Source organism: Bacillus sp. MC1252 (genome assembly GCF_056838025.1).
Window position 1 is genome coordinate 2637502 of the sequence record NZ_CM166369.1, and the last position, 21555, is coordinate 2659056.

The following is a 21555-nucleotide window of genomic DNA, read 5'->3' on the forward strand; positions in this document are numbered from 1 at the left end:
TGTTTTTATTTTGTTGATTGTCTTTCTTCAATTCTGTGTGGCAGCTCAACAATTTGATCGTCCACTTGTTCTTTGTTCATCAGCTTTGTCAGCAGTCTCATTGCGACAGCGCCAATATCATATGTCGGCTGAACAACCGTTGTCAGCTGAGGACGTACCATGAGGGAAAGTCTTGTGTTATCAAAGCCAATGACCTCTAAGTCTTCAGGAATCGAGACGCCTCTGTCCTGTGCGCCGTGAATGACACCAAGAGCCATTTCGTCTGTTGCTGCAATGACAGCCGTCGGCTTGTCTGATTGCTCAAGCAGATTTGCAAGGGCTTCAATTCCTGAGTCATAGGAGTAATCGCCTTCAGCAACGAGAACATCATCAAAAGCAATGCCCGCTTCTTCTAGCGCACGCTTATACCCAGCAAGCTTTCTCACAGAGTTAATTGGTTCTGACATCGGACCAGATACGAACGCAATTCGTTTATGGCCTTTTTCAATTAATAATTGGACTGAATCATAAATGGCCTGCTCATAGTTAATGTTCACAGATGGTGTTTGTGCCTGCTCTTCAACTGATGCTGCAAGAACAATTGGTACAGGAGAGCGCTTAAATTCTTCGACAAGCACATCTGTGATGTTGCCGCCCATAAAGACAATCCCATCTACTTGTTTGCCTAGCATCGTATTTAACAAATGCAGCTCTTTATCTGTATTTTGATCTGAGTTGCTCAAAATGATGTTGTACTTGTACATCGTGGCGATATCTTCAATCCCGCGTGCAAGCTCAGAATAGAAGATACTAGAAATATCAGGGATGATGACCCCAACCGTCGTTGTTTTTTTACTTGCAAGGCCTCGTGCCACTGCGTTCGGACGGTAGCCAAGACGATCAATCGCTTCAAGCACCTTTTTTCTTGTTGTTGGTTTCACGTTCGGATTTCCATTCACAACACGTGATACCGTTGCCATACTTACATTTGCTTCTCTTGCTACATCATATATTGTAACATTATTCACATAAATCACTCCTTCAAATACACTTCATATCTATAGCATTCACCAATTAGGTAGAGACATATCAGATACGAAAAAAATAATATCCTATTTGTCATTAAAACGATGAAAAGAGACACATAATTTTTCAATCTACATCAAAATGACATTCTTTTATGAAATTATACACGTTTTTTCGTCATATGAAAACGTTCCCTTTCTTTTTATAACTAAATTAAACAAACTTTAATGAGCTTGTTACCTGTAAATTGAATCATATTTCAGCAAAAGTCATCGTGAACATCAGCTATGACAATGATCTTAGCAGATTCTGTCGAATTTTAAAAATGAAAACATTGTGAACAAGCACTTTAAGCTTGCAATGCGATTTATTCCTTTCATTTCCAATTCTATTGTGTTTTCTCCATGAAAAAACCGCCGGGCTGTTATCCGGCGGTAATTCTATCTATGATTACGCGTGAATGTTGACAAGTGGTCTTAACGCATCTAACCATTTTTCGAATTGAGGAATGTCCATTTGCTGCGCTGAATCAGATAGGGCAACAGATGGGTCTGGATGCACTTCTGCCATGACACCGTCCGCTCCAATCGCAAGAGCTGCTTTGGCTGTTGGCAGAAGAAGATCTCTACGTCCAGTTGAGTGCGTCACATCAACGAAGACTGGTAAATGTGTCTCCTGTTTCAAGATTGGCACAGCAGAGATATCTAATGTGTTTCTTGTCGCTGTTTCGTATGTGCGGATACCGCGCTCGCAAAGGATGATTTGGTCATTTCCTTGTGCGATGATGTATTCAGCTGCATTGATGAATTCTGAAATGGTCGCTGCTAGACCGCGTTTTAAAAGAACTGGTTTCTTCACAGATCCGGCTTCTTTTAATAGTTCGAAGTTTTGCATGTTACGTGCACCAATTTGAATCACATCAATATGCTCAATCGCTTCTTCAATATGCGCAGGGTTTACGATTTCACTAATGACAGCAAGACCGTATTCATCAGCTACACGCTTTAGAATCTTTAGACCGTCTACACCAAGCCCTTGGAAGTCGTATGGACTTGTGCGAGGTTTAAATGCGCCACCGCGAAGCAGTTTTAGTCCCTGCTGTTTAGCTGCTGCCGCTACTTCTGCGACTTGTTCGTAGCTTTCAACAGCACATGGTCCAACGATGAAGCGTTGTTTTCCATCACCGATAGCTTCCCCATTGATGTTCACAATTGTATTTTCTGGTTTTTTCTTACGAGAAACAAGAAGTGCTTTGCTGTGGTCATCTTCTTGAAGCTCTAGACCTGCTTTGAAAATTTCCTTGAAAATATGCTGGATCGTTGAATTTTCAAATGGGCCGTCATTTTCTTCAAGAATTTGGTTCAGCATTGTGCGCTCTCTGACAGGATCATAACGGTTGACACCTTGCGCTTCTTTTGCCTTTCCAATTTCTTTTACAATGCTTCCTCTTTCATTGATCAGTTTTAAGATTTGAAGATTTAGTTCATCTGCTTGCTGTCTCAATTGTTCTAGTTCGTTGTTGCTCATTTTTGTCATCCTTTCCTCTGCCTGCTCTCGCTTTTTATTTTTAAATTCTCTCAGGATAGGGTTTATTATAAACAAAGATTTCGGAATTGTCACGAAAAAATTCTTTATTACCCAAACGCTTTTAAGCGATAAAGTATTATGTGTAAGATTATAGCATACTTTTGGTTCAAGTAAACCTTTTTTATAAAAAAAACGTCAGCAGTTGCTGACGTTCTTCTACATATGATGTTCAAGCGCTTCTTTTGTAATGCTTGAGTGAGATGCATGCCATTTTACTTTTCCACCGCTAAAGACGAGTGCCTGGGGACTTTCGTGCTTTACCCCTGACTTTTCAGCCACATAGGCTGAAAGCTCTCTTGTGTTTTGAATTTGCAAGAAATAAGCAGGCACGTCTTCATGTGCAGACGCAAATGCTTCAAACTCATGAAAAGCAGCTTGGCTGATTGGACATGTCAAACTGTGCTTAAAAAAGACAAAGGTTCCGTCTTGATTCGTTAGTTGATCAAACTGTTCTTCTGTTTCGATGAGTTGCTTTGACATGATGTGCTCCTTCCTAACTTAAGCAGCGAGTTAGCCTTTAGTAGATTGTTCTACTTTTTCTTTGACATCTTTGATGCCGTCTTCAATTTCTGATTTTGCTTCTTGTGCTCTTACTTTTGCTTCGTCTGCTACATCTGACGCTTCGCTCGCAAGATCATTTGCAGCATCTTCTGCTTCACTTTTCACTTGATTAGCTTTTCCAGCTGCACGCTCTTTTATGTCTTTCACTTTGTCTAAAATCTGGTTTGACTGCTCTGCCACCAGCTGAGACAATTCAGACGTTTTATCTTTCGCAATCGTCACATATTCAGTGCCTTTTTCCTTCGCATCTGTTGTGAGTCGATCTGTTTTATCTTTTAAAGCATTCGCTTGGGTGTTCAAATCATCGCGAAGCTCTTTCCCTGACTTTGGTGCTAAGAATAATGCTGTTGTTGCACCGACAATGCCACCAATAAGTGTTCCGATCAAAAAGTCTTTGCTATTGATTCCGTCTTTGCTCATGATTATTCCTCCTATGCGAAAATGGTTTATTTTTGGTGTTTACGTTGTTTCCATTTTTTATAAATTTCAAGTGCTGCGTTACTCCAGCTTACAACATCCGTCACTTTTTCTTGGTTCTTTTCAACGGAAGAAGAAACTGCTCCAGCTGCCTGCTTTATGCTTGTATTAAATTGGTTGATCGAGCCGCCAATTCCCTGCACTGCATCCACAACTGTGTTGAGTTTTGCCGATTTGTCTTGAATATCTTCAGCAAGCTGATTCGTCTTATGTAGCAACTGCGCTGTCTCTGTGGTGATGCCTTGCATCTGTCCTTCAAGACCTTCTAAAGTTGATGCGACATTCTTTAATGTCAGCTGTAAGGATTTTAATGTTTTAGACAAATAGATGACAAGAATGAGGAAAGCAATTGCGATCAGTGCAACGCTTAGATAGAGAATAATAATCATCTGATACCTCCTTTGTTGCGGGCATATTCAATTCAATACCCTCTCGTTGTATCATTCAAACATCGCCTAGAATGACCGATTGATTAATAATTCTACACTTATTCGCTAATTCCTGTCCACAGCGAATGAAAAAAAGCAGCACATCTTGACACATTTAGCCCCTTTGTCACATTTTATTCAACATAAAAAAGTGCCGATTGAAACGGCACTTTTACGATCATTTACATTTATACAGCAACTTTCTCATAAGCACGTAAATATTTTTGAATGTCTCCGGCTCCCATAAAGATCAAAATCGCATCCTCGTGCGCTTTCAACACAGATGTCTCGTCTTCATCAATCAACTGAGCTTGCGGAATTTTTCCACGTAAATCTTCGATGCTTAGTTTCCCAATGTTTTCACGAGCTGAACCAAAGATATCGCAAAGATACACATAATCAGCTTTCTTTAGGCTATCAGCGAATTCAGTTAAGAATTGCTGTGTCCGTGTGAAGGTATGCGGCTGGAAAACAGCGACAATATCACGTTCTGGATATTTTTGACGGGCCGCTTCAATGGTAACCTCAATTTCAGTTGGGTGATGTGCATAGTCGTCAATTAAGACTTGCTCACCTACTGTTTTTTCATTAAAGCGTCGTTTCACACCGCCAAATGTTGTTAATGCACCTTTGATCAAATCTACATCAATGGCTTCATAATGACATAAAGCAATCACTGCTAACGAGTTGAGGACATTATGATTTCCATATGCAGGAATATAGAAGGTATCATAAAACGTATTGCGAACAAATACATCAAATGTGGTGCCTTCCGTATTTTTCACAACATTACGTGCTTGGAAATCATTTTCTTCATTGAATCCGTAGTACACAACAGGTACTTTCGCTTGAATCTTGAGCAGATGTTCATCGTCTCCGCAAGCGATAATGGCTTTTTTCACTTGAAGCGCCATGTTTTGAAACGCATCAAACACGTCATCAATGTCCGAGAAATAATCAGGGTGATCAAAATCGATATTGGTCATGATCGCATAGTCTGGATGATAGCTGAGGAAGTGTCTGCGGTATTCGCATGCTTCAAATACAAAATACTCGCTGTTTTCTTTCCCCATTCCAGATCCATCACCGATTAAGTACGAAGTTGGCTTTGCTGATTGCATCACATGGGCAAGCAGTCCTGTTGTGGATGTTTTGCCATGAGCACCAGTAATCGCAATGTTTGTGAATGAATCCATGTATTCTCCAAGGAATTTATGGTAACGAATCACAGGAATCCCTTCAGAAAGGGCACGTTCAATCTCAGGGTGTGTATCAGGAAATGCATTTCCTGCAATGACCGTCATCCCCGGCTGAATATTATCTGGGTCAAATGGAAGAATTTTAATGTTTCTTTCTTCTAATGCTTTTTGTGTAAAGATGTGCTTTTCGATATCCGATCCTTGGACAGTATACCCAGTATCATGAAGAATTTGGGCCAGTGGACTCATACCTGTCCCTTTTATTCCAACAAAATGATAAACAGTCATAATTGTACCTCCAACAAACGTCTATCTGACTTACAGTATATGACGCTCATTTCAATTTGCAACTTGTGATTTTCATCTCTAGCGGATCACAGATCGCAGCTCCAAATAAAGATTTTTTCCGATCTTCCTATTCTAATCAATATTAACTATGATTAGTATCCGACAACTTTCCCATTTCTAACACCTGTTTCAGCTCATTTTACATAAAAAGAGTTCAGACAGGCACGCAAAAAGTGTCCAATTACAAAATTGCACCTATGTGCTATCATACCATGTTTATCAAAAAAATGAAGTGGTTTTTGTTTAGATCAATTGTTCTAGATCACTGAGTGTCATGAGGACTTCTCTTGGTTTACTGCCTTTCGCACCAGAGATCATGCCTTCACGTTCCATCATGTCAATCAATCTGGCTGCACGATTGTAGCCAATTCTAAATCTTCTTTGCAAACTGGATGTACTTGCACTATTTTGCTCGATTGCAAATCGGCAGGCATCCATAAACAATTCGTCTTCGTCTGTAATCGCAGAGCCTTGGAGCATCAATTCCTCCTGTTCGAAAAGAAACACAGGCTTGCGTTGTTTCCTCACATGTGCCACCACTTGATCGATCTCGCGGTCTGATACAAAGTTCCCTTGCAGCCTTGTCGGCTTGCCAGAGCCATTTTCTAAAAAGAGCATGTCTCCTTTTCCGAGAAGCTTTTCTGCACCTGCCATGTCAATAATGGTTCTAGAATCTACCTGGCTTGAGACAGAGAAAGCAATTCTTGTTGGGATATTGGCTTTAATGAGACCTGTGATGACATCAACGGATGGTCTTTGAGTCGCAATCAGTAAGTGAATACCACACGCTCTAGCTTTTTGTGCAATCCGGCAAATGCTTTCTTCGACTTCATTTGGTGCGACCATCATTAAATCAGCCAGCTCATCGATGACAACGACGAGATACGGAAGTTTTTCACCCATTTGCTTTTCTTTCACAAGCTCATTGAATCGTTTAATTTCTCTCACACCAGAGTGAGCAAACAGTTCATAGCGTCTTTCCATTTCATCGACTACCCATTTCAGGGCAGCCGTCGCTGTCTTGGCATCGGTAATGACAGGACTCACGAGATGTGGAATGTGATTATACGGCGCTAATTCAACCATTTTAGGGTCGATTAGGAGCATTTTCACTTCATCTGGTGAGGCTTTAAACATCAAGCTTACTAAAATGGTATTAATGCAGACACTTTTTCCTGAACCTGTTGCTCCAGCAATTAAGCCGTGCGGCATTTTTTGCAGATCAACCACGACGGGCTGACCTGATATATCTAATCCGAGTGCTGCCGTTAAAGGAGATGGATTGTCTCTAAATGCACTGCTTCTGATCATTTCTCTTAAGAACACCATTTTACTGTGCAGGTTCGGCACTTCAATTCCGATCGTGTTCTTTCCTGGGATTGGTGCTTCGATTCGAATATCCTTTGCGGACAAACTGAGTTTAATATCATCTGACAGGTTCGTGATTTTGTTCACTTTCACACCTGGTTCAGGATGTACTTCAAATCTTGTGACAGAAGGTCCCTGCGTGACATGGACCACACTTGCTCTTACATTGAAATTTTTAAGCGTTGCATTGAGCAGCTCTGCCCGCTCTTTCACCCATGTCCCGTCCTCTTCTTTTTGAGCTGGAGGTACGTCTAGAAGGGCTAAGCTCGGAAAAACATATCCTTGTGCATCCGACGTTTTCTTCTGTCCTTGCACGCGCTGGTCACTTTTTAACATCATGACGTTAAAAGGAACCGTTGAGGTTTGACCGTTTGAACCCTTCGGCTGCGGAGATGTCTGTTTTGTTTCTTCTCGCTTCACTTCAAGCGTTTGTTCTTGCTGCTCTGTCTGATCCATGAAGGTTTCTGCTGGCCCAGAGGCAGTCCGTTCATCCGTTACTGTTTCTCGTTCGAATGGCATGACTTGATCATCTATGATTTCAGGTTCTTCCATAGATTGATCATCTTGCAGTTCATGTTTGATCACTTGCTCAGCTTCTTCAAAGCCTGCTGCTGGCACTTCTTCTTGTCTTTCTTCTATCGAAGCGACCTCTATTTTCTCCATATCTTCCGCTGTGATGTCTTCTGTCACCGTCACTTCTTCTGCTGGGCTATCTATTTCCATTTCAATTGCTGGTTGTGAGTCTTCAGCTTTTTCAAATGTCCATCTGTCTATTTCTTCAGCATGATCTTCAACCTGATTCATCGGCTCGTCTTTTCTTTCTTCTTGTTCGCCGGAGACGACCTGTTCCGGCTCAGGCTCTACCGGATCGTCTTGGTATGCTGGGGCTTGCTGCTTATGTAAAACAGCTTCGTTATGATCTTCAGGCTGTGAAAAGGCTTGATCCTTTTCCTCTGCTTGGATAAAAGATTCGTCATTTAAGCGCTCCATCGTCGACTGAACGTGATCCTGATAGGCGAGTTCCTCTTGCAAAGTAAGAGGCGTCGCGGCTGTTTGCATATCCGCTTTCTCTTCTGCAGGAGCTGAAGAAGCTTCTTCCATACGATTTTCTTTCCGTATAGACGGGATGTTCATTTGCTGTCTCACATTCCGTTCACGCTCTGCCTCTTCTGATAACAGTGTAACACGCTGTGCAGTTTCTTCTGTGGCCTTCATTTGAACAGAGGGTGCTTCTTCTTTGCCTTCTTTTCGTTTTGGACGCATATCCTGATGATAGCCATAGATCGGCGAAGGGATTTGCTCTGTTTTGAATGGCTTTTTATTTATATCAGGCTGCAACGTTTGTTTAGGCTGATAGGTCGGCTGCTTTACCTTTGGCTGGCTGGGTCTCGCGCGCCTTCTCTCCTGCTGCTTCACTCCGTCACGAGCGGGTTCATCTGGAACGAGAGGAAAGCGGAAGTTGCCTTTCGGATATTCATAATAGACTTTCGTATCTTCAACTTTTTTATATTCTTTATGCTGTTCAAAAGCTGACTGCTTTGGCGCATCCGGACCTTCTACGGGTCTCTCAGCTTTTTCTTCTTTCTTTTCTTCTCCTAAAAACACACTGAAAAATTTATCTATCCAACTCATCGTTTATCACTCACTTTAACTCCCCTTACGTTTTCTTGGGCGATTTTTAGTATACCACTGCTTTTTCATGCAGAAAAGCGAGAAAAGTGCCGCTTTTGCTGTTCATGCTGTATGTAGATGAAAAAAAGTCACTAAGTACGTACTTAGTGACTTTTCGTATAACACATTCTTCGCTCATATGTGCCCGTTTATGGGAGGTTAGGCTTCAAAGGGTTCGCCAGCTTGGTGGGTTCCTTCTAGAACAAGGATCCCTTTTTCAGCAGGCGCATCTGGAAGATCTAATTCTTTTGCAGAACAAATCATTCCGCTTGATGGTACACCTCTTAGTTCAGCATCTTTGATGATCAAGCCGCTTGGCATCACTGCGCCGACCTTGGCAACAACGACATATTGACCTTGATCGACGTTTGGTGCACCGCACACGATTTGTAATGTTTCTTCGCCAACATCTACTTGGCAAATGTTTAATTTATCTGCATTCGGATGCTTTTCCTTTTCCTTCACATAGCCGACAACAAATTTTGGTGATAGATCGACAGTCAACGTTTCACTGACACCGTTGCGGTTTAAAATTTCATTGATATCTTGAACAAGCGTTTCAGAAAGCGGTACAGATCCGTTTTCTTCAATTTTCATGTAAGTGGATGCGTTGAAGATATTAAAGCCTGTTGTTTCTTTTGTGTCTTGATTGAAGATTCTCACGACATCTCCAAACGTTTCATGACCTACTTCTTCTCTTGTCACATCTTTTAATGAAATAAGAAGTGTGTCGCCTACACCTTCTGCATTATAAAAAGCATTCATTCTTCAAAATTCCCTTCTACTACTGTTTTGGTCTGCTTTTCGCAAGAATAAAGATCGGTTCGAGCTTGCCCTCATCATATAAAAATGACAATGCGGTAATTGGAACCGTGCCGCTGGCGAAGAAGCTCATCGACATTTGCCCTAAAATATCATAGCCTGAATCATTGCGAACATCTGCAATGATGAATACATCTTGATGGGGAACAGAAATGGCCATCTGTCCCTCTATTTTTTGCGCGTATTCTTGTAAAATCGATTCATTTAAAAGTCTGCTGGCATCATATCCGTCATTGGCACGGAAGAAATAAAACCGATTGCCTGCGACTTCATCCATTTTCACCACGGTTTCAAGTGAGCGGACGTTAAAGCTTGCGGTTTCCCTGATTCGCTCTTTTGTCCAGTTTTCCTTTTGAAGCATCTTCTCATCAATTAATCTGTAGGTGCTTCCAAGGTCAAGCGCATAGTAGATTCTTGTTTCAGCTGTATGCTCATCAAAAACGAGCGGAATCTCGTCACTTGATGTCTCTGGAAAGGAAGTCGAACGAATAACCGGATAGATTTGCTTTTCTTTACCTGATATGTGCTGCGCTTCGCCTTTCATTGCGCTTAGTGCCTCTTTCACATAGTAAACAATCTCATCCAGTGTTTCATCAGGCTTTACTTCCCACTTCGCAATAATTGGCGGAAGCTCAAGCGTGATGCCTTTACCTGTTTGTTTATCTTCAATACGAAGCGTATCTTTTTCCCGGTCAAACTGGTGTGACCAGCTGTCACTCGTCAGACGGCTTTTCAATTGATTGGCAAGCTGTCTTGATGTCATTTTTGCCATAGTTAAGACTCTCCTTTCGTTATTTAGAAAGAGAATCTGTTAAAAATGCTTCAATCTCTTCCTTTGTCTTACGATCTTTGCTGACAAAGCGGTTGATCTCTTGTCCGTTTTTAAAGACTAAAAAGCTTGGAATGCCGTAAATTTCCCACTCTGCACAAGTGTCAATGAACTGATCTCTATCGACATAGAAGTATTCAAATTCTGGGTAGTTTGCTTCAAGCTCTGGTAAGAATGGTTCAATAAATGTACAGTCCGGGCACCAGTCAGCTGAGAATAGTAATACCGTTAAGTCTTGTTGAATTACTTTTTGTAATTCTTCGTTTGATTCAATTTTTTTCATGTTTCATTCCTCCAGTTTGTATGGTTAAATCTCCGAATTGTATATAGCCTTTCTTTCTCATCCATTCTGATACTACCAAACTAATCACTGCCGGGCCAACGATATGCAAGAGAGCAATCGCGAGTAGTACGGATGGATGAAACCCCATGACTGTGAGCGTCATCAGTTGTCCAACAAGACCGCTCGTTCCCATTCCTGCTCCTGCCGCATTATTGACCATCCCAAAGCCAATAATACCAATTGGTGCAAGAATAAGGCCCGCAATCGTCGGCGGAATGAGGATGAGGGGGTTTTTCACAATATTCGGTAGCTGCAGTTTTGACGTCCCAATGCCGACAGCGGCAAGACCGCCAAAGCGGTTTTCTCTAAAGCCTGCAGCGGCAAAGCCGACCATTTGAGCGCAGCAGCCGATCGTTGCAGCACCAGCCGCTGTCCCGCTTAAATCAAGCATCAGCGCAAGCGCAGCACTTGAGATCGGTGAGCTGAGCGCAAGTCCAACAATGGTTGCCACAAGCATACCCATGATCAGCGGACTTTGATCTGTTCCCCACATGATGAGCCTGCCTAGCCCTGTCATCATACCTTCAATCCCAGGCCCGATCAAAGCGGCGGTGAAAAAGCCCGTCATAATGGTGACAAGCGGTGTTAAGATAATATCAATTCTTGTCTCTCCACTGACAAGTTTGCCGATTTCCACACCAATTAATGCTGCGACAAAGCTTCCGGCAGGTCCTCCAAGCTCTGCTCCTGCGGCACCTGAGACCACACTCGCAAAAATGATCAGAGGAGATGCATTTAAGCGATACGCAACCGCTACGCCGATCGCCGGTCCCATGAGCCCCATGGCGAGCGTTCCCATTTTGATGATGAGTGGAAGTGATAACAGGCCGCCTGCTGTTTTTAAGATCAGCCCTACCACTAATGTTGCAAATAGACCTAAAGCCATATAAGAGAGTGCATCAATGAAATACACCTTTGGCGAAAGGGAAATGCCCTTTCTTTTCAAATAAGTCATCAACGTCGTCTTCCTGCTTTCTCATAGGAAAGACGAAGAGGCCTGTCCTTCCCATTATATGTAGTCTTCTTACGATGAAAAATAGTCTCTACCATGAATATCATAATCATATTTTTTTTGCTTTATCAAGCACTTCTTGTGTAACATGAAAAGAAACAGGACAAACCTTTACTAAGTTTGTGCACAAGGAGGAGATTGTTATGCAATTAACCGTCTATTTAGCTGGAGAAATTCATAGCCAGTGGCGTGATGAAATCAAGGAGAAAAGCCAATCTTTGAAGTTACCTGTAACATTTGTTGGCCCAATGGAGAATCATGACCGATCAGATCACATTGGTGAAGACATTTTAGGCGAACAGCCGAATGCCATTTTAAAAGACGATGCTGCTTCTGATTTGAACAATTTCCGTACCGAGATTTTATTGACCAAAGCAGATGTTGTCATTGCCCGCTTTGGTGAGAAATATAAACAATGGAACACTGCAATGGATGCATCTTCTGCCATCGCCAAAGGAAAACCTCTTATTTTGATCCGTCCAAAAGAGCTGCACCATCCATTAAAGGAACTATCAAACAAAGCAAATATCACTGTGGAAACAGTGAATCAAGCGATCAAGGCGTTATCTTACGTGTTTGAACAGCAATAAGAAAGAAGGCTGCCCTCATTGAAGAGGCAGCCTCAGCGTGAAGACAAACCCTCGCATTCGGTGTCAGTTCTGCGTGCTGGTGCTCACGAATATCAAATTCGCTCCGCGCCAGTACTCGGCCTTCCTAGACTTCAAGGGTTTTCATATCACGCTGAAAAGAAGCCAAAAGGATAAAATGTTTTTTAGTCTTTTGTCCTCTTTTCTATCATTTACACCTGTTGATAAATAGAATCCACCGTGCTTTGATCACAGCTTTTAACAAGACGAACAATTAACTCTTTTGCCGCAGCGTAATCATCCACATGCAAGACAGAATGACTTGTATGAATATAGCGCGCGCAAACACCAATCACAGCAGACGGCACACCTTGGTTTGAAATATGAACACGTCCAGCATCAGTACCACCCGGTGATACGAAATATTGATATGGAATGTTATTTGTTTCAGCAGTATCGAGTACAAAGTCTCTCATGCCACGGTGCGTAATCATCGTTCGATCAAAAATACGAAGAAGTGCACCTTTTCCAAGCTGGCCGAATTGTGTTTTGTCACCCGTCACATCATTTGCAGGACTCGCATCTAAAGCAAAGAATAGATCCGGCTGAATCATATTAGCTGCTACCTCTGCACCTCTAAGCCCTACTTCTTCCTGAACTGTTGCACCCGAATACAGCTGACATGAAAGGGTTTCGTCTTTTAATTCTTTTAATAATTCAATGGCAAGTCCGCAGCCATAGCGGTTATCCCAAGCCTTTGCTAAGATCTTTTTTGGATTCGCCATTGGGGTAAAGACCGTTGCAGGGACGATTTGCTGTCCTGGGCGAATGCCAAGCTCTTTTGCCTCTTCCTCGCTATCTGCACCAATATCAATGAGCATATCTGACGGCTTCACAGGTTTGCTTTTTTGTTCTGGTGTCAGAAGGTGAGGTGGTGTACTAGACACGACACCAGGAATTGGCCCGTGATCGGTATGAACGTCCACACGCTGCGCGAGCATCACTTGACTCCACCAGCCGCCAAGTGTTTGAAAACGAATCATCCCGTTTTTCGTAATCGATGAGACCATGAAGCCCACTTCATCCATATGGCCAGCCACCATGATGTTTGGTGCCTTTTCCGGCCCCTTGCGTACGCCAAACACTCCGCCAAGACGATCCTGAATCAGTTCATCGGAATATTTCTCAAGTTCCTTTTTCATAAAAGCACGCACATGGTGCTCATTACCCGGAGTCCCCTGTAATTCTGTTAAATTTCGGAAAAGCGACAATGTTTCTTCGTTCATTCTACAGTTTACCTCGTTTCTATGTAATAACCATATATATTCCTATAAAAATAACACTCACTTTATACTATAAGAATTCTTTCGGTTTTCCAAGTATCTCTCCAGAAATTTTGAATATGCTTTTAAGTATTCGGATTTCTTAACATCAATGGACAAGTTTTGTATAATGGAAAAAACAGCAATACGGAGGTGCAGCACGTTGAAGTTAAAACATGTTTTGATTGGTGCGAGTATTGGCGTAGCCGCTGCAATGATTGCAAAGAAAGTATTTTTCCCTACGTATATCTCGTCTGAAAAAGCGTTAAAAATTGTGAAATCTGCTTTTAAACAGCGCGGTCCGATTGATGGCTCTTGGATCTATACTGTACCAGAGCCGTATACCGTAAATGGTGAAACGATTGATGTGTACAAATCTGGCATTACACGCTCTGCCTTTGGTGAGCTTGAACAGTACGAAGTCATGATTGATGCAAAAACAGGCATGATCGTTGATGTCATTGATTCTGTTGCTTGATAAAGAAAGCTTCGCAAAGACGTGTCCTTGCGAAGCTTCTTTTTTTATATGGCTTTGATTTTTTTGTACACAGGGTGCCACATGGCGTCTTGCACAGTCTGTATGAGATCATCCGGCGTTTCTTCGGCAATCCCTTCGTCAATCGCCGCTTGCGCCACACGGACAGCCACTGTGGCTGAAACCGTTCGAAGCTGCTCGACACTTGGCAGCATCGCCGCACCTGGTTTTCCGACATTGACCATGCTGGCAATGGCTTCAGCACTCGCCACAAACATGCTATTTGTCATCAGACGGGCTTTAGACACAATGGTTCCAAGACCAAGTCCTGGAAAAACAAGGGCATTATTTGCCTGCCCAATTTCATATGTGACCCCATTGTATTCCACAGGATCAAATGGGCTTCCCGTTGTCACAAGGGCACGTCCTTCTGTCCACTCAATCAGATCCTCCGGCTTTGCTTCTGAAAGAGGTGTCGGATTAGACATCGGTAAAATCGCTGGGCGCTCGACATGCGACGCCATTTCTTTCACAATTTCCTCTGTAAATGCCCCTCCTACTGTCGAGGTGCCAATCAAAATGGTAGGTTTAGCCTGCTTGACGACCTCTAACAAATCAATGGAATGCTTTGGACCATTACGCGCATAATCCTTTACTTCCTCAGAATGTCTTGCATATGGCTTTTGGAAAGGCTGAATTTCAGGTGAATCATCTGTGAGCAATCCATTTTTATCTATACACCAGAAATGGTCATATGATTCCTCTTCTTTGACCCCATCTCTTACGATAGCATCACGAATTTGCTCTGCTATGCCAATACCTGCTGTACCCGCTCCAAAGATGACGATTCGATGGTCCTTCAGCGGAACCTTCGATGCTTTTACACATGCCAGAACCGCAGCAAGTGAAACCGCTCCAGTTCCTTGAATATCATCATTGAATGTACAAATACGTTCCTTATATTTCTCCAAAATGGCGCGGGCATTCTTTGTACCAAAGTCTTCCCAGTGAAGAAGTGCATTCGGAAAGGTGGCGCGGGCAAGCTCAACATATTGATCAATGAACTCATCATAGCGCTCTCCTCGAACGCGAGAGTGCTGATTTCCGACATAAAGCGGATCATTCAAGAGACTTTCTTGATTCGTCCCGGCATCAAGCACCACTGCCAGCACGCGGCTAGGATCAATACCTGCCGCCGCTGTATAAACAGCCAACTTCCCCACTGAAATGGCTATGCCGCCAACGCCCCAGTCTCCGATGCCTAAAATGCCTTCTGCATCAGTCGCAACGATTAAGTCAATCGATTCATCGACACCGTAAGAGGCAAAAATCTCTTCCATGCCTTCTAGGTCATCAATGGATAAATAAAGTCCTCTAGGTTTTCTATACTCATGGCTATAACGCTGAATCGCCGTTCCTACGGTCGGGGTGTATACGATCGGAAGCATTTCCGCCAAATGATCATTTAATAATTTGTAAAAAAGCACTTCGTTTCTGTCATGAAGCGCTGTTAAATAAACATTTTTCCCAAGCGCATCTGGCTGTGCTTGGAACTGCTCATATGCACGCTTCGCCTGGTCTTCTAACGTTAAAACTTTAGGCGGGATAAATCCCTTTAAACCAAGCTCTTCCCGCTCTTCCTTTGTAAATGCAACCCCTTTGTTTAAATAAGGGACAGACATGACTTCCATCCCTCTTAATGGTGTCTCGATAACATCACCCTGTACACGATAAAATTGATTCACCTGCACTCTTCCTTTCACAAGTTCATTTTGTCGTTATTTTGTGTGAAAGGCCAAAAAAACATACAGATGATCTTTTATCTTCCTGCTTCTCTTTTGACTTCATGTATGATTTGTTCGTCTTCATCCCACTTCACAGCGCGGTAAATGGCATCATGATAAAACAAGTACCATGCATTTTGTTCTTCTGCGAATGCTTGCCACTTTTGTTTGGCGGGAATCGAAGTCATCGGAAAATCGTCATATGCCAGCACCCAAAGTGGATTTTTATGAGCGTGTGTTGGCATGATATCAGCTAAATGAATCGCTGTTTCGCCCTGACTTGTGAGCGTTAAGATGCTGTGCCCATTGCTGTGACCACCTGTATGATGCAGATGAATTCCTTCTGTCACTTCGATGCTTTCTTCAAATGTGACCACTTGATCTGCTACAGGCTCCCAGTTTTCTTTCCAATATGTATTTCTTGAGCGAATATTCGGCGCTCTCATCTCATCCCATTCGATTTTGGATGTGATGATTTTTGCCTGCTGAAAAACAGACACGAGCTGATCACCCTCACGTTTTGTTAACCCGCTGGCATGATCGAAGTGCAGGTGGGTCATTAATACGTAATCAATGTCTGATGGACGTAGACCGAGAGCCGCAAGCGATTCCTCCATTTTGGTCTCTTCTGTTACGCCGTAATTTCGTTTTTGTTTATCCGTCAGCTTCCCTGATCCGATGCCGGAATCCACTAATAGATGAAGACCATTCCACCGAATGAGAATCGGATCACACCGTAATTCAATTTGATTGCGATCATTCACAGGGTATTTTTTTGACCATAACGGCTTTGGCACCACACCGAACATCGCACCGCCGTCCATGTGAGTATCTCCCCCGTTTAACCAGAACAGTTCCATTTCACCTATTTTCATTGTCTCCATTGCTGTCATCCCTCCTTTTTCTATCGTAGCAAATACAGCGGAAATTCGCATGCACCAATCCTCTAAAACATTTCATCAAAAAAAGCTGACGCAATCATTCATTGCAGCCAGCTTTTTTCTTTTATTATTCTGGATATTTCACTTCTGATCGATAGATGGGTTGTCCTATAGAAGAGAATTTCTCTTCATATTCTGTCATCACATTTCCTTCTAGACCATCCTCATGTAAATCAAGACTTACATACGTTAAAAGGAGTCCGTAAGCAGAAAAGCTCTTTAAGGAATATTCAAATAATCCGCGGTTATCTGTTTTGAAATGTAATTCACCGCCTGGATGGAGAATATGTTCATATCGCTCTAAAAAGGCTTTAAAGGTCAATCTGCGCTTTTCGTGTCTTGCTTTTGGCCACGGATCAGAGAAATTCAAATACACCCGGTCAATCTCATTTTCTGCAAACACATCTGTCAGTGTCTCTGCATTAATGTTTAAAAGCTTCACGTTTTCTACATCTGTTTCTTTGATTTTATCTACTGCTGTCACTATGACACTTTTAAATAATTCAATCCCAATATAGTTGATATCAGGATGAAGCTTGCCCATTCCAGCAATAAAGCTCCCTTTCCCTGTCCCAACTTCGATATGGATTGGATGATCATTTCCAAACAGCTCATGCCATTTCCCTTTATACTGTTCAGGGTTTGCTAGAGCAATATGAGCATTTTCAGCTAAGTAATCATCAGCCCATGGTTTATGTCGCATTCTCAATTTGATACACCTCTATTTTCTTTACATTTTATCAAGATACCATGAAACATAAAGACCCGCAAGACAGCATCTCATATGTACATATGAAAAAGACCAGCCCTTATTTGAGCTGGTCTGCCGCATGTATAAATTGGGCGCTAAATGCACAGTTTAACCACATAAACGACACGCAAGAAAGGAGCATACGTATGGGATTAAACCGCCAACATCAGCTTCAATTAATCAAAGATATCTTAACCGATCACCAGCTGGATTGCTGTGGGACTGTTGCAGAATATGAACAGGTGGGACGCGTCATTCAATTAATGCTGGCGAAAGAGACCCTTGATGCCGATGTTCGTCAGCTGTTAACAGATATTTATGATTACAGCCAAAAGGGCACCTCTGTCAGTTCAATTGATGCACATATCGAGGAGCATCAATCTCATCTGGCTGAATGGGTCGAAAACATTCCACTGTCTTAATGGATGTTTAACCGTTTTAGCAGTGCGTTTAGCTCCGCTTGCACTTCTTTTTGCGCCTTTTCATTTCCTTTTCTTTTATGCCAAACGACAAACGATACGGTTTCAGCGAGCACGTACCACGCCATGCGTTTCCGCAAATTGTCTGTCAGCGGGGCGCCGTACATAGAGAGCCAGCTTTCCCAGTTCTTTTCATCAACATAGTGGTATAAAAGCGGTCCAAGATCAATCGCAGGGTCTGCAATCATTGCCCCATCCCAATCGATCAAATAGAGCTGGTTTTCATCTGTCAGCAGCCAATTATTATGATTGAGATCACAATGACATACGACCTTATCCTCGAAATGGACTGCCTCCACATGCTTCTCTAAATACTGGATGGCACGCGTGATATCAGGTGAATCAATCTGCTCTTTTAAAATGGACTGCTTCAGATGCATCAGAATAGATTCTGGGTCTAGAGAGTGCTTCTCTAATCGTTTCAGCATATCGAGCAATTCTTTAGAAGTATGAATTTTTCTTAGCTGCTCCGCCACAGGACGGTCATTCATGTCCTTTGGCTTCAGCTCTCTGCCGCTCAGCCAATGCTGCGCAGTAATGACATCCCCATTTTCCATCCGTTTTGTCCAGACAAGCTTCGGCACAATGCCTTCAGCTGACAAAACCGCAAGAAACGGTGACGTATTGCGTTTTAAAAATAGCTTTTGGTCATTGTGTGTTGCGAAGTACGCATCTCCCGTAGCGCCTCCAGCAGGAGAGATGTGCCATTCGCTACCTAATATTTGTCCCAACCAGTTCATATCAATTTTCAACCCATCATTTCTTAAAATATTTTAAATCGTGCTTTTTTAGTCGACAAAATTCAGCCGATTGAAGGTCAATTGGCTGTTTCTTTTTTTATTTATATGATCATAAAAACAAAAAGGACAGCTATTGAGAATGAGATGCTAAACAATAGCCGTCCTATAGATTTTATCGCTACCTTCTTATACTCGTCAAGCAAAACTAAAAAATCAGGACAAGAACCTTTTGAAAAGGAAGGCTTTTTTCATGGTTCTGTTGCTGGCACATACGCCGGCAGTCATTTAAGCACGTAATTTTAAGGATCGTTCACTAGCCTTCACAAAGACAGGAGTTGCGCCGATCACTTCACCATCTGCGTGAAATAATATTTTTTCATCTGCCTCCAAGTACACTTCCTCATGCTGAAACAAGGAGACTCCCTTCATCGACAGGTGCTTTCGAAACACCATCGCACTTAGAAACAAGAGGACTTTGAATGGATTCAAATCCGTGACGACGATCGTTTGAAAGCCTGGCTGCCTTGCACTTGCTTCTGGCGCTGCTTCCAGCCCTCCGCCATAATACGGATGATTGCATACGATCACAAACCACACTTGGCGAAAGACTTTTCTCTCATCTTCAATAAAAAGAGCAAGATCAAACGGCTTGAATGACCATAAAGAATGAAGAAATGACAGCGGGTAAATGATAAACCCGAGCTTGAGTCGCTTCAACCACTTTTTCCCTCTAAAATGCACCGTTTTCCTCAAGACATGCGCGTCAAACCCAGCACCAATATGATTGAGAAAGAGAACAGATTGCGGGCTTTCTGCATGATCGTGAAAAGAACCGAGAGAAAATGTTTTAGTGAGCATTCTCTTTTGCTTTCTCACTTCTTTTAACACATCGTGACGATGGATACCGAGCCCCTTCGCTGCGTCATTCCAATGGCCAGCGGGGACAAAACTCAGCTGCACATGATCGATTTCTTTTAAGCCATTCAGCACTTCATGAATGGTGCCGTCACCGCCAATGATGATCAGGCGCTTCAGCCTGTCATCTTGCATGGCGCTAATCTGTCTCGCCAATACTTCCGCATGGCCTTCATGCTGGGTGAGAAACGACCGGTATGAGATCTCCACCTTTTGTAACTCTTTCTCTATGCTCCTCCAAATGCGGAGTCCTTTTCCATGTCCTGCTGCTGGATTGACGATAAAGTACCATTCATTCATATATTAGCTCCACTCAGGTCTCATGTTACGCGACCTTCCATCATGCCTTTAATCGAGCCATTCCTGCCTTCTTTTGCTGTCTGATTCACCATAAGCAAGCAATGCCTTTGTCGCCTTAAATTGCTGGTGCTTTGTCGGCGCCGTATTTTTCCGCTGCTTTTCAAACCATTCTTCAGCCTTCTTCTTATCGACAACCTCCATCCCGTATGGCACTTCAGGTAGGTCAATATAAGAGGTTCGGCTGATCAGGATTTTTTTCACAGGAAGGTCTACACCACTTTGCTGTAAAATCTTTGACACTACGGTTCCAGAGCGCAGAAGGCTTGCACAAGGGTTCAAGATGGACTGAACAGCTTTCCCCGTCGCCCGCTTTTCCCAAAAACGTTCCTTGGATCCGATATATACGCTGTCTGGCTCTGCCTCTAAGAAGGATAAACAGATCACTTCCAGCGGCGTAATGATCACGGAGCATAATTCCATCTCAGCTTTTTGAATGAGCAGCACCGGCTTGTACATCACAAAATAAGAATCTGGAAGCTGCCTTGCAAGCATACGCAGCTTTTCATCATACCGAATGTGATGGGATACGGTTGAAATGTGAGATAGCGTCGAGCTGGCCCATTTTAATTGAACATCATATAGATGATCCTTAAAAAAGTGAATGAGCTTCGTTTCATCGGTAGGGACGTTTCTGAAGACACCTTGCTCTATATCTGTTGGCTCGTTAAAAAGACTCAGGTCTCGTTCCTTTTTCATATCGGCTTCTTTTTGCTTTCTCTTTAAGGAGAATTTCTTTCTCTTTTCTTCCTCTTGTTCAGGCGCTTGTTCAAGGGTTTGGTCGACCTGCTGCTGCGCCTCCTCTTTCGAAGCTCTTTTTAACTCGTCCCATCTTTGTTTTTTCAATCGAATAAACTGATTGATGTAATGATGCGGGTCTTGTTCATATCGTGATATATAATCTTGGATTTTGATAATTTGCGCCATCTGCTGCTCACTCCAACTTCTAGAATCATTTATGTAGGGTAAATTGTTTGATTGTGTGATAACGTGGGGTTTCTTTCGGACGTATTTCAAATAAAGCAATACTAGAAACCTCCATCACATATGGCTCTTTACGTAAAGGCGATTGTTCTGCATAAGGCTGATCCGCATTCCATTTGCGCGCAATCGTCATATGCGGATGAAAAGGTCTCTTTTCGACAGGATGACCTGCTGACAATACGGATTCTTTCACCTTTTCTCTTAAATGCATGAGCGGCCTGCTTTCACTCGGCTTTGCAAAAAAGACTCTTGGGCGCTCCTTTGTACCAAACTGTCCTAACTCATTCAGCTCTAGCGGAAATGCAGATGCTTCATTTGAAAGGTTTTCAAGCAGCTGAATGATCTTTTCCAAACGCTCTTTTGGAATGGCTCCTAAAAATACAAGGGTTACATGATAATCACTTGGAGCTGTCCATTTTTGAAATGACAGTCCGCTCCTTTGATCGATGTCTGTTTTGATTTGATGCGCAAGTTGTTCAGGGATGTGAATCCCAATAAAATAATGACGGCTTTCTGACATCATATCACCTGTCCTTTTTCAACAAACTTTACGAATCCCCATTGATGATA

General features: G+C 42.6%; 22 protein-coding genes. 3 read left to right on the forward strand and 19 right to left on the reverse strand.

All coding sequences use genetic code 11. The features are described 5' to 3' along the window. Positions 1-5: 5 nt before the first annotated feature. The 11 genes from ccpA to ACYH0L_RS13555 all read right to left on the reverse strand — a co-directional run bounded on the left by ccpA (position 6) and on the right by ACYH0L_RS13555 (position 11593). Positions 6-1007 (reverse strand): catabolite control protein A, encoded by a 1002-nt coding sequence (gene ccpA, locus ACYH0L_RS13505; RefSeq protein WP_099726842.1) that lies wholly within the window; start codon positions 1005-1007, stop codon positions 6-8. Between the two features lie 448 nt (positions 1008-1455). Then, on the reverse strand, positions 1456-2532 hold the full coding sequence (locus ACYH0L_RS13510) for a bifunctional 3-deoxy-7-phosphoheptulonate synthase/chorismate mutase (RefSeq protein ID WP_099726841.1): 1077 nt from the start codon (positions 2530-2532) through the stop codon (positions 1456-1458). Positions 2533-2748: 216 nt separating this feature from the next. After that, complete coding sequence (gene ytxJ, locus ACYH0L_RS13515; RefSeq protein ID WP_256498925.1) at positions 2749-3072, reverse strand: bacillithiol system redox-active protein YtxJ; 324 nt, start codon at positions 3070-3072, stop codon at positions 2749-2751. Positions 3073-3102: 30 nt separating this feature from the next. Further along, complete coding sequence (locus tag ACYH0L_RS13520) at positions 3103-3573, reverse strand: YtxH domain-containing protein (RefSeq protein ID WP_099726839.1); 471 nt, start codon at positions 3571-3573, stop codon at positions 3103-3105. 26 nt (positions 3574-3599) lie between these two features. Further along, positions 3600-4019, reverse strand: a complete 420-nt coding sequence (locus ACYH0L_RS13525) for a DUF948 domain-containing protein (protein WP_482354097.1) — start codon at positions 4017-4019, stop codon at positions 3600-3602. A 227-nt stretch (positions 4020-4246) separates the two neighbouring features. Continuing rightward, complete coding sequence (murC, locus tag ACYH0L_RS13530) at positions 4247-5545, reverse strand: UDP-N-acetylmuramate--L-alanine ligase (protein WP_482354098.1); 1299 nt, start codon at positions 5543-5545, stop codon at positions 4247-4249. 303 nt (positions 5546-5848) lie between these two features. Further along, positions 5849-8605, reverse strand: coding sequence for a DNA translocase FtsK (locus ACYH0L_RS13535; RefSeq protein WP_482354099.1), 2757 nt, complete (start codon positions 8603-8605; stop codon positions 5849-5851). Between the two features lie 198 nt (positions 8606-8803). Beyond that, a complete protein-coding gene (gene ytpR, locus ACYH0L_RS13540) occupies positions 8804-9409 on the reverse strand; it encodes a YtpR family tRNA-binding protein (protein WP_099726836.1) in 606 nt (201 codons plus the stop codon). 19 nt (positions 9410-9428) lie between these two features. Then, positions 9429-10238 carry a DUF1444 domain-containing protein gene (locus ACYH0L_RS13545; protein WP_099726835.1) on the reverse strand — a complete coding sequence of 270 codons (810 nt, stop codon included), beginning with the start codon at positions 10236-10238 and terminating at the stop codon, positions 9429-9431. A gap of 19 nt (positions 10239-10257) precedes the next feature. After that, complete coding sequence (locus ACYH0L_RS13550; protein ID WP_034322446.1) at positions 10258-10578, reverse strand: thioredoxin family protein; 321 nt, start codon at positions 10576-10578, stop codon at positions 10258-10260. After that, on the reverse strand, positions 10565-11593 hold the full coding sequence (locus ACYH0L_RS13555) for a PTS sugar transporter subunit IIC (protein ID WP_099726834.1): 1029 nt from the start codon (positions 11591-11593) through the stop codon (positions 10565-10567). The genes ACYH0L_RS13550 and ACYH0L_RS13555 overlap by 14 nt, the downstream gene beginning before the upstream one ends. A 200-nt stretch (positions 11594-11793) precedes the next feature. Here ACYH0L_RS13555 and ACYH0L_RS13560 point away from each other — a divergent pair, with 200 nt between their 5' ends. Then, the gene (locus tag ACYH0L_RS13560) at positions 11794-12240 is read left to right on the forward strand and encodes a YtoQ family protein (RefSeq protein WP_230031063.1); all 447 of its coding nucleotides are present in this window, start codon (positions 11794-11796) and stop codon (positions 12238-12240) included. 209 nt (positions 12241-12449) lie between these two features. Here the strand turns inward: ACYH0L_RS13560 and ACYH0L_RS13565 are convergent, their stop codons facing one another. Next, positions 12450-13523 (reverse strand): M42 family metallopeptidase, encoded by a 1074-nt coding sequence (locus tag ACYH0L_RS13565; RefSeq protein WP_230031064.1) that lies wholly within the window; start codon positions 13521-13523, stop codon positions 12450-12452. Positions 13524-13722: 199 nt separating this feature from the next. Here ACYH0L_RS13565 and ACYH0L_RS13570 point away from each other — a divergent pair, with 199 nt between their 5' ends. Then, a complete protein-coding gene (locus ACYH0L_RS13570) occupies positions 13723-14037 on the forward strand; it encodes a PepSY domain-containing protein (RefSeq protein ID WP_099726831.1) in 315 nt (104 codons plus the stop codon). A 44-nt stretch (positions 14038-14081) separates the two neighbouring features. Here the strand turns inward: ACYH0L_RS13570 and ACYH0L_RS13575 are convergent, their stop codons facing one another. The 3 genes from ACYH0L_RS13575 to trmB all read right to left on the reverse strand — a co-directional run bounded on the left by ACYH0L_RS13575 (position 14082) and on the right by trmB (position 17468). After that, positions 14082-15779 (reverse strand): NAD-dependent malic enzyme, encoded by a 1698-nt coding sequence (locus tag ACYH0L_RS13575; protein ID WP_482354100.1) that lies wholly within the window; start codon positions 15777-15779, stop codon positions 14082-14084. Between the two features lie 74 nt (positions 15780-15853). Further along, on the reverse strand, positions 15854-16702 hold the full coding sequence (locus ACYH0L_RS13580; protein WP_256498930.1) for a YtnP family quorum-quenching lactonase: 849 nt from the start codon (positions 16700-16702) through the stop codon (positions 15854-15856). Positions 16703-16826: 124 nt separating this feature from the next. Next, complete coding sequence (gene trmB, locus ACYH0L_RS13585) at positions 16827-17468, reverse strand: tRNA (guanosine(46)-N7)-methyltransferase TrmB (RefSeq protein ID WP_230031067.1); 642 nt, start codon at positions 17466-17468, stop codon at positions 16827-16829. Between the two features lie 188 nt (positions 17469-17656). Here trmB and ACYH0L_RS13590 point away from each other — a divergent pair, with 188 nt between their 5' ends. After that, positions 17657-17932, forward strand: coding sequence for a YtzH-like family protein (locus ACYH0L_RS13590; protein ID WP_099726828.1), 276 nt, complete (start codon positions 17657-17659; stop codon positions 17930-17932). Here ACYH0L_RS13590 and ACYH0L_RS13595 read toward each other — a convergent pair. The 4 genes from ACYH0L_RS13595 to thpR all read right to left on the reverse strand — a co-directional run bounded on the left by ACYH0L_RS13595 (position 17929) and on the right by thpR (position 21508). Continuing rightward, entirely contained in the window at positions 17929-18729 is an 801-nt protein-coding gene (locus tag ACYH0L_RS13595; protein WP_180275495.1) for a phosphotransferase family protein, read from the reverse strand. The genes ACYH0L_RS13590 and ACYH0L_RS13595 overlap by 4 nt on opposite strands. Before the next feature lie 285 nt (positions 18730-19014). After that, positions 19015-19944, reverse strand: a complete 930-nt coding sequence (locus ACYH0L_RS13600; protein ID WP_230031069.1) for a YegS/Rv2252/BmrU family lipid kinase — start codon at positions 19942-19944, stop codon at positions 19015-19017. A gap of 48 nt (positions 19945-19992) precedes the next feature. After that, complete coding sequence (locus ACYH0L_RS13605) at positions 19993-20928, reverse strand: hypothetical protein (RefSeq protein WP_099726824.1); 936 nt, start codon at positions 20926-20928, stop codon at positions 19993-19995. A 25-nt stretch (positions 20929-20953) separates the two neighbouring features. After that, positions 20954-21508: an RNA 2',3'-cyclic phosphodiesterase gene (thpR, locus tag ACYH0L_RS13610; RefSeq protein WP_256498931.1), complete on the reverse strand. Its 555-nt coding sequence runs from the start codon at positions 21506-21508 to the stop codon at positions 20954-20956. Positions 21509-21555 lie beyond the last annotated feature (47 nt).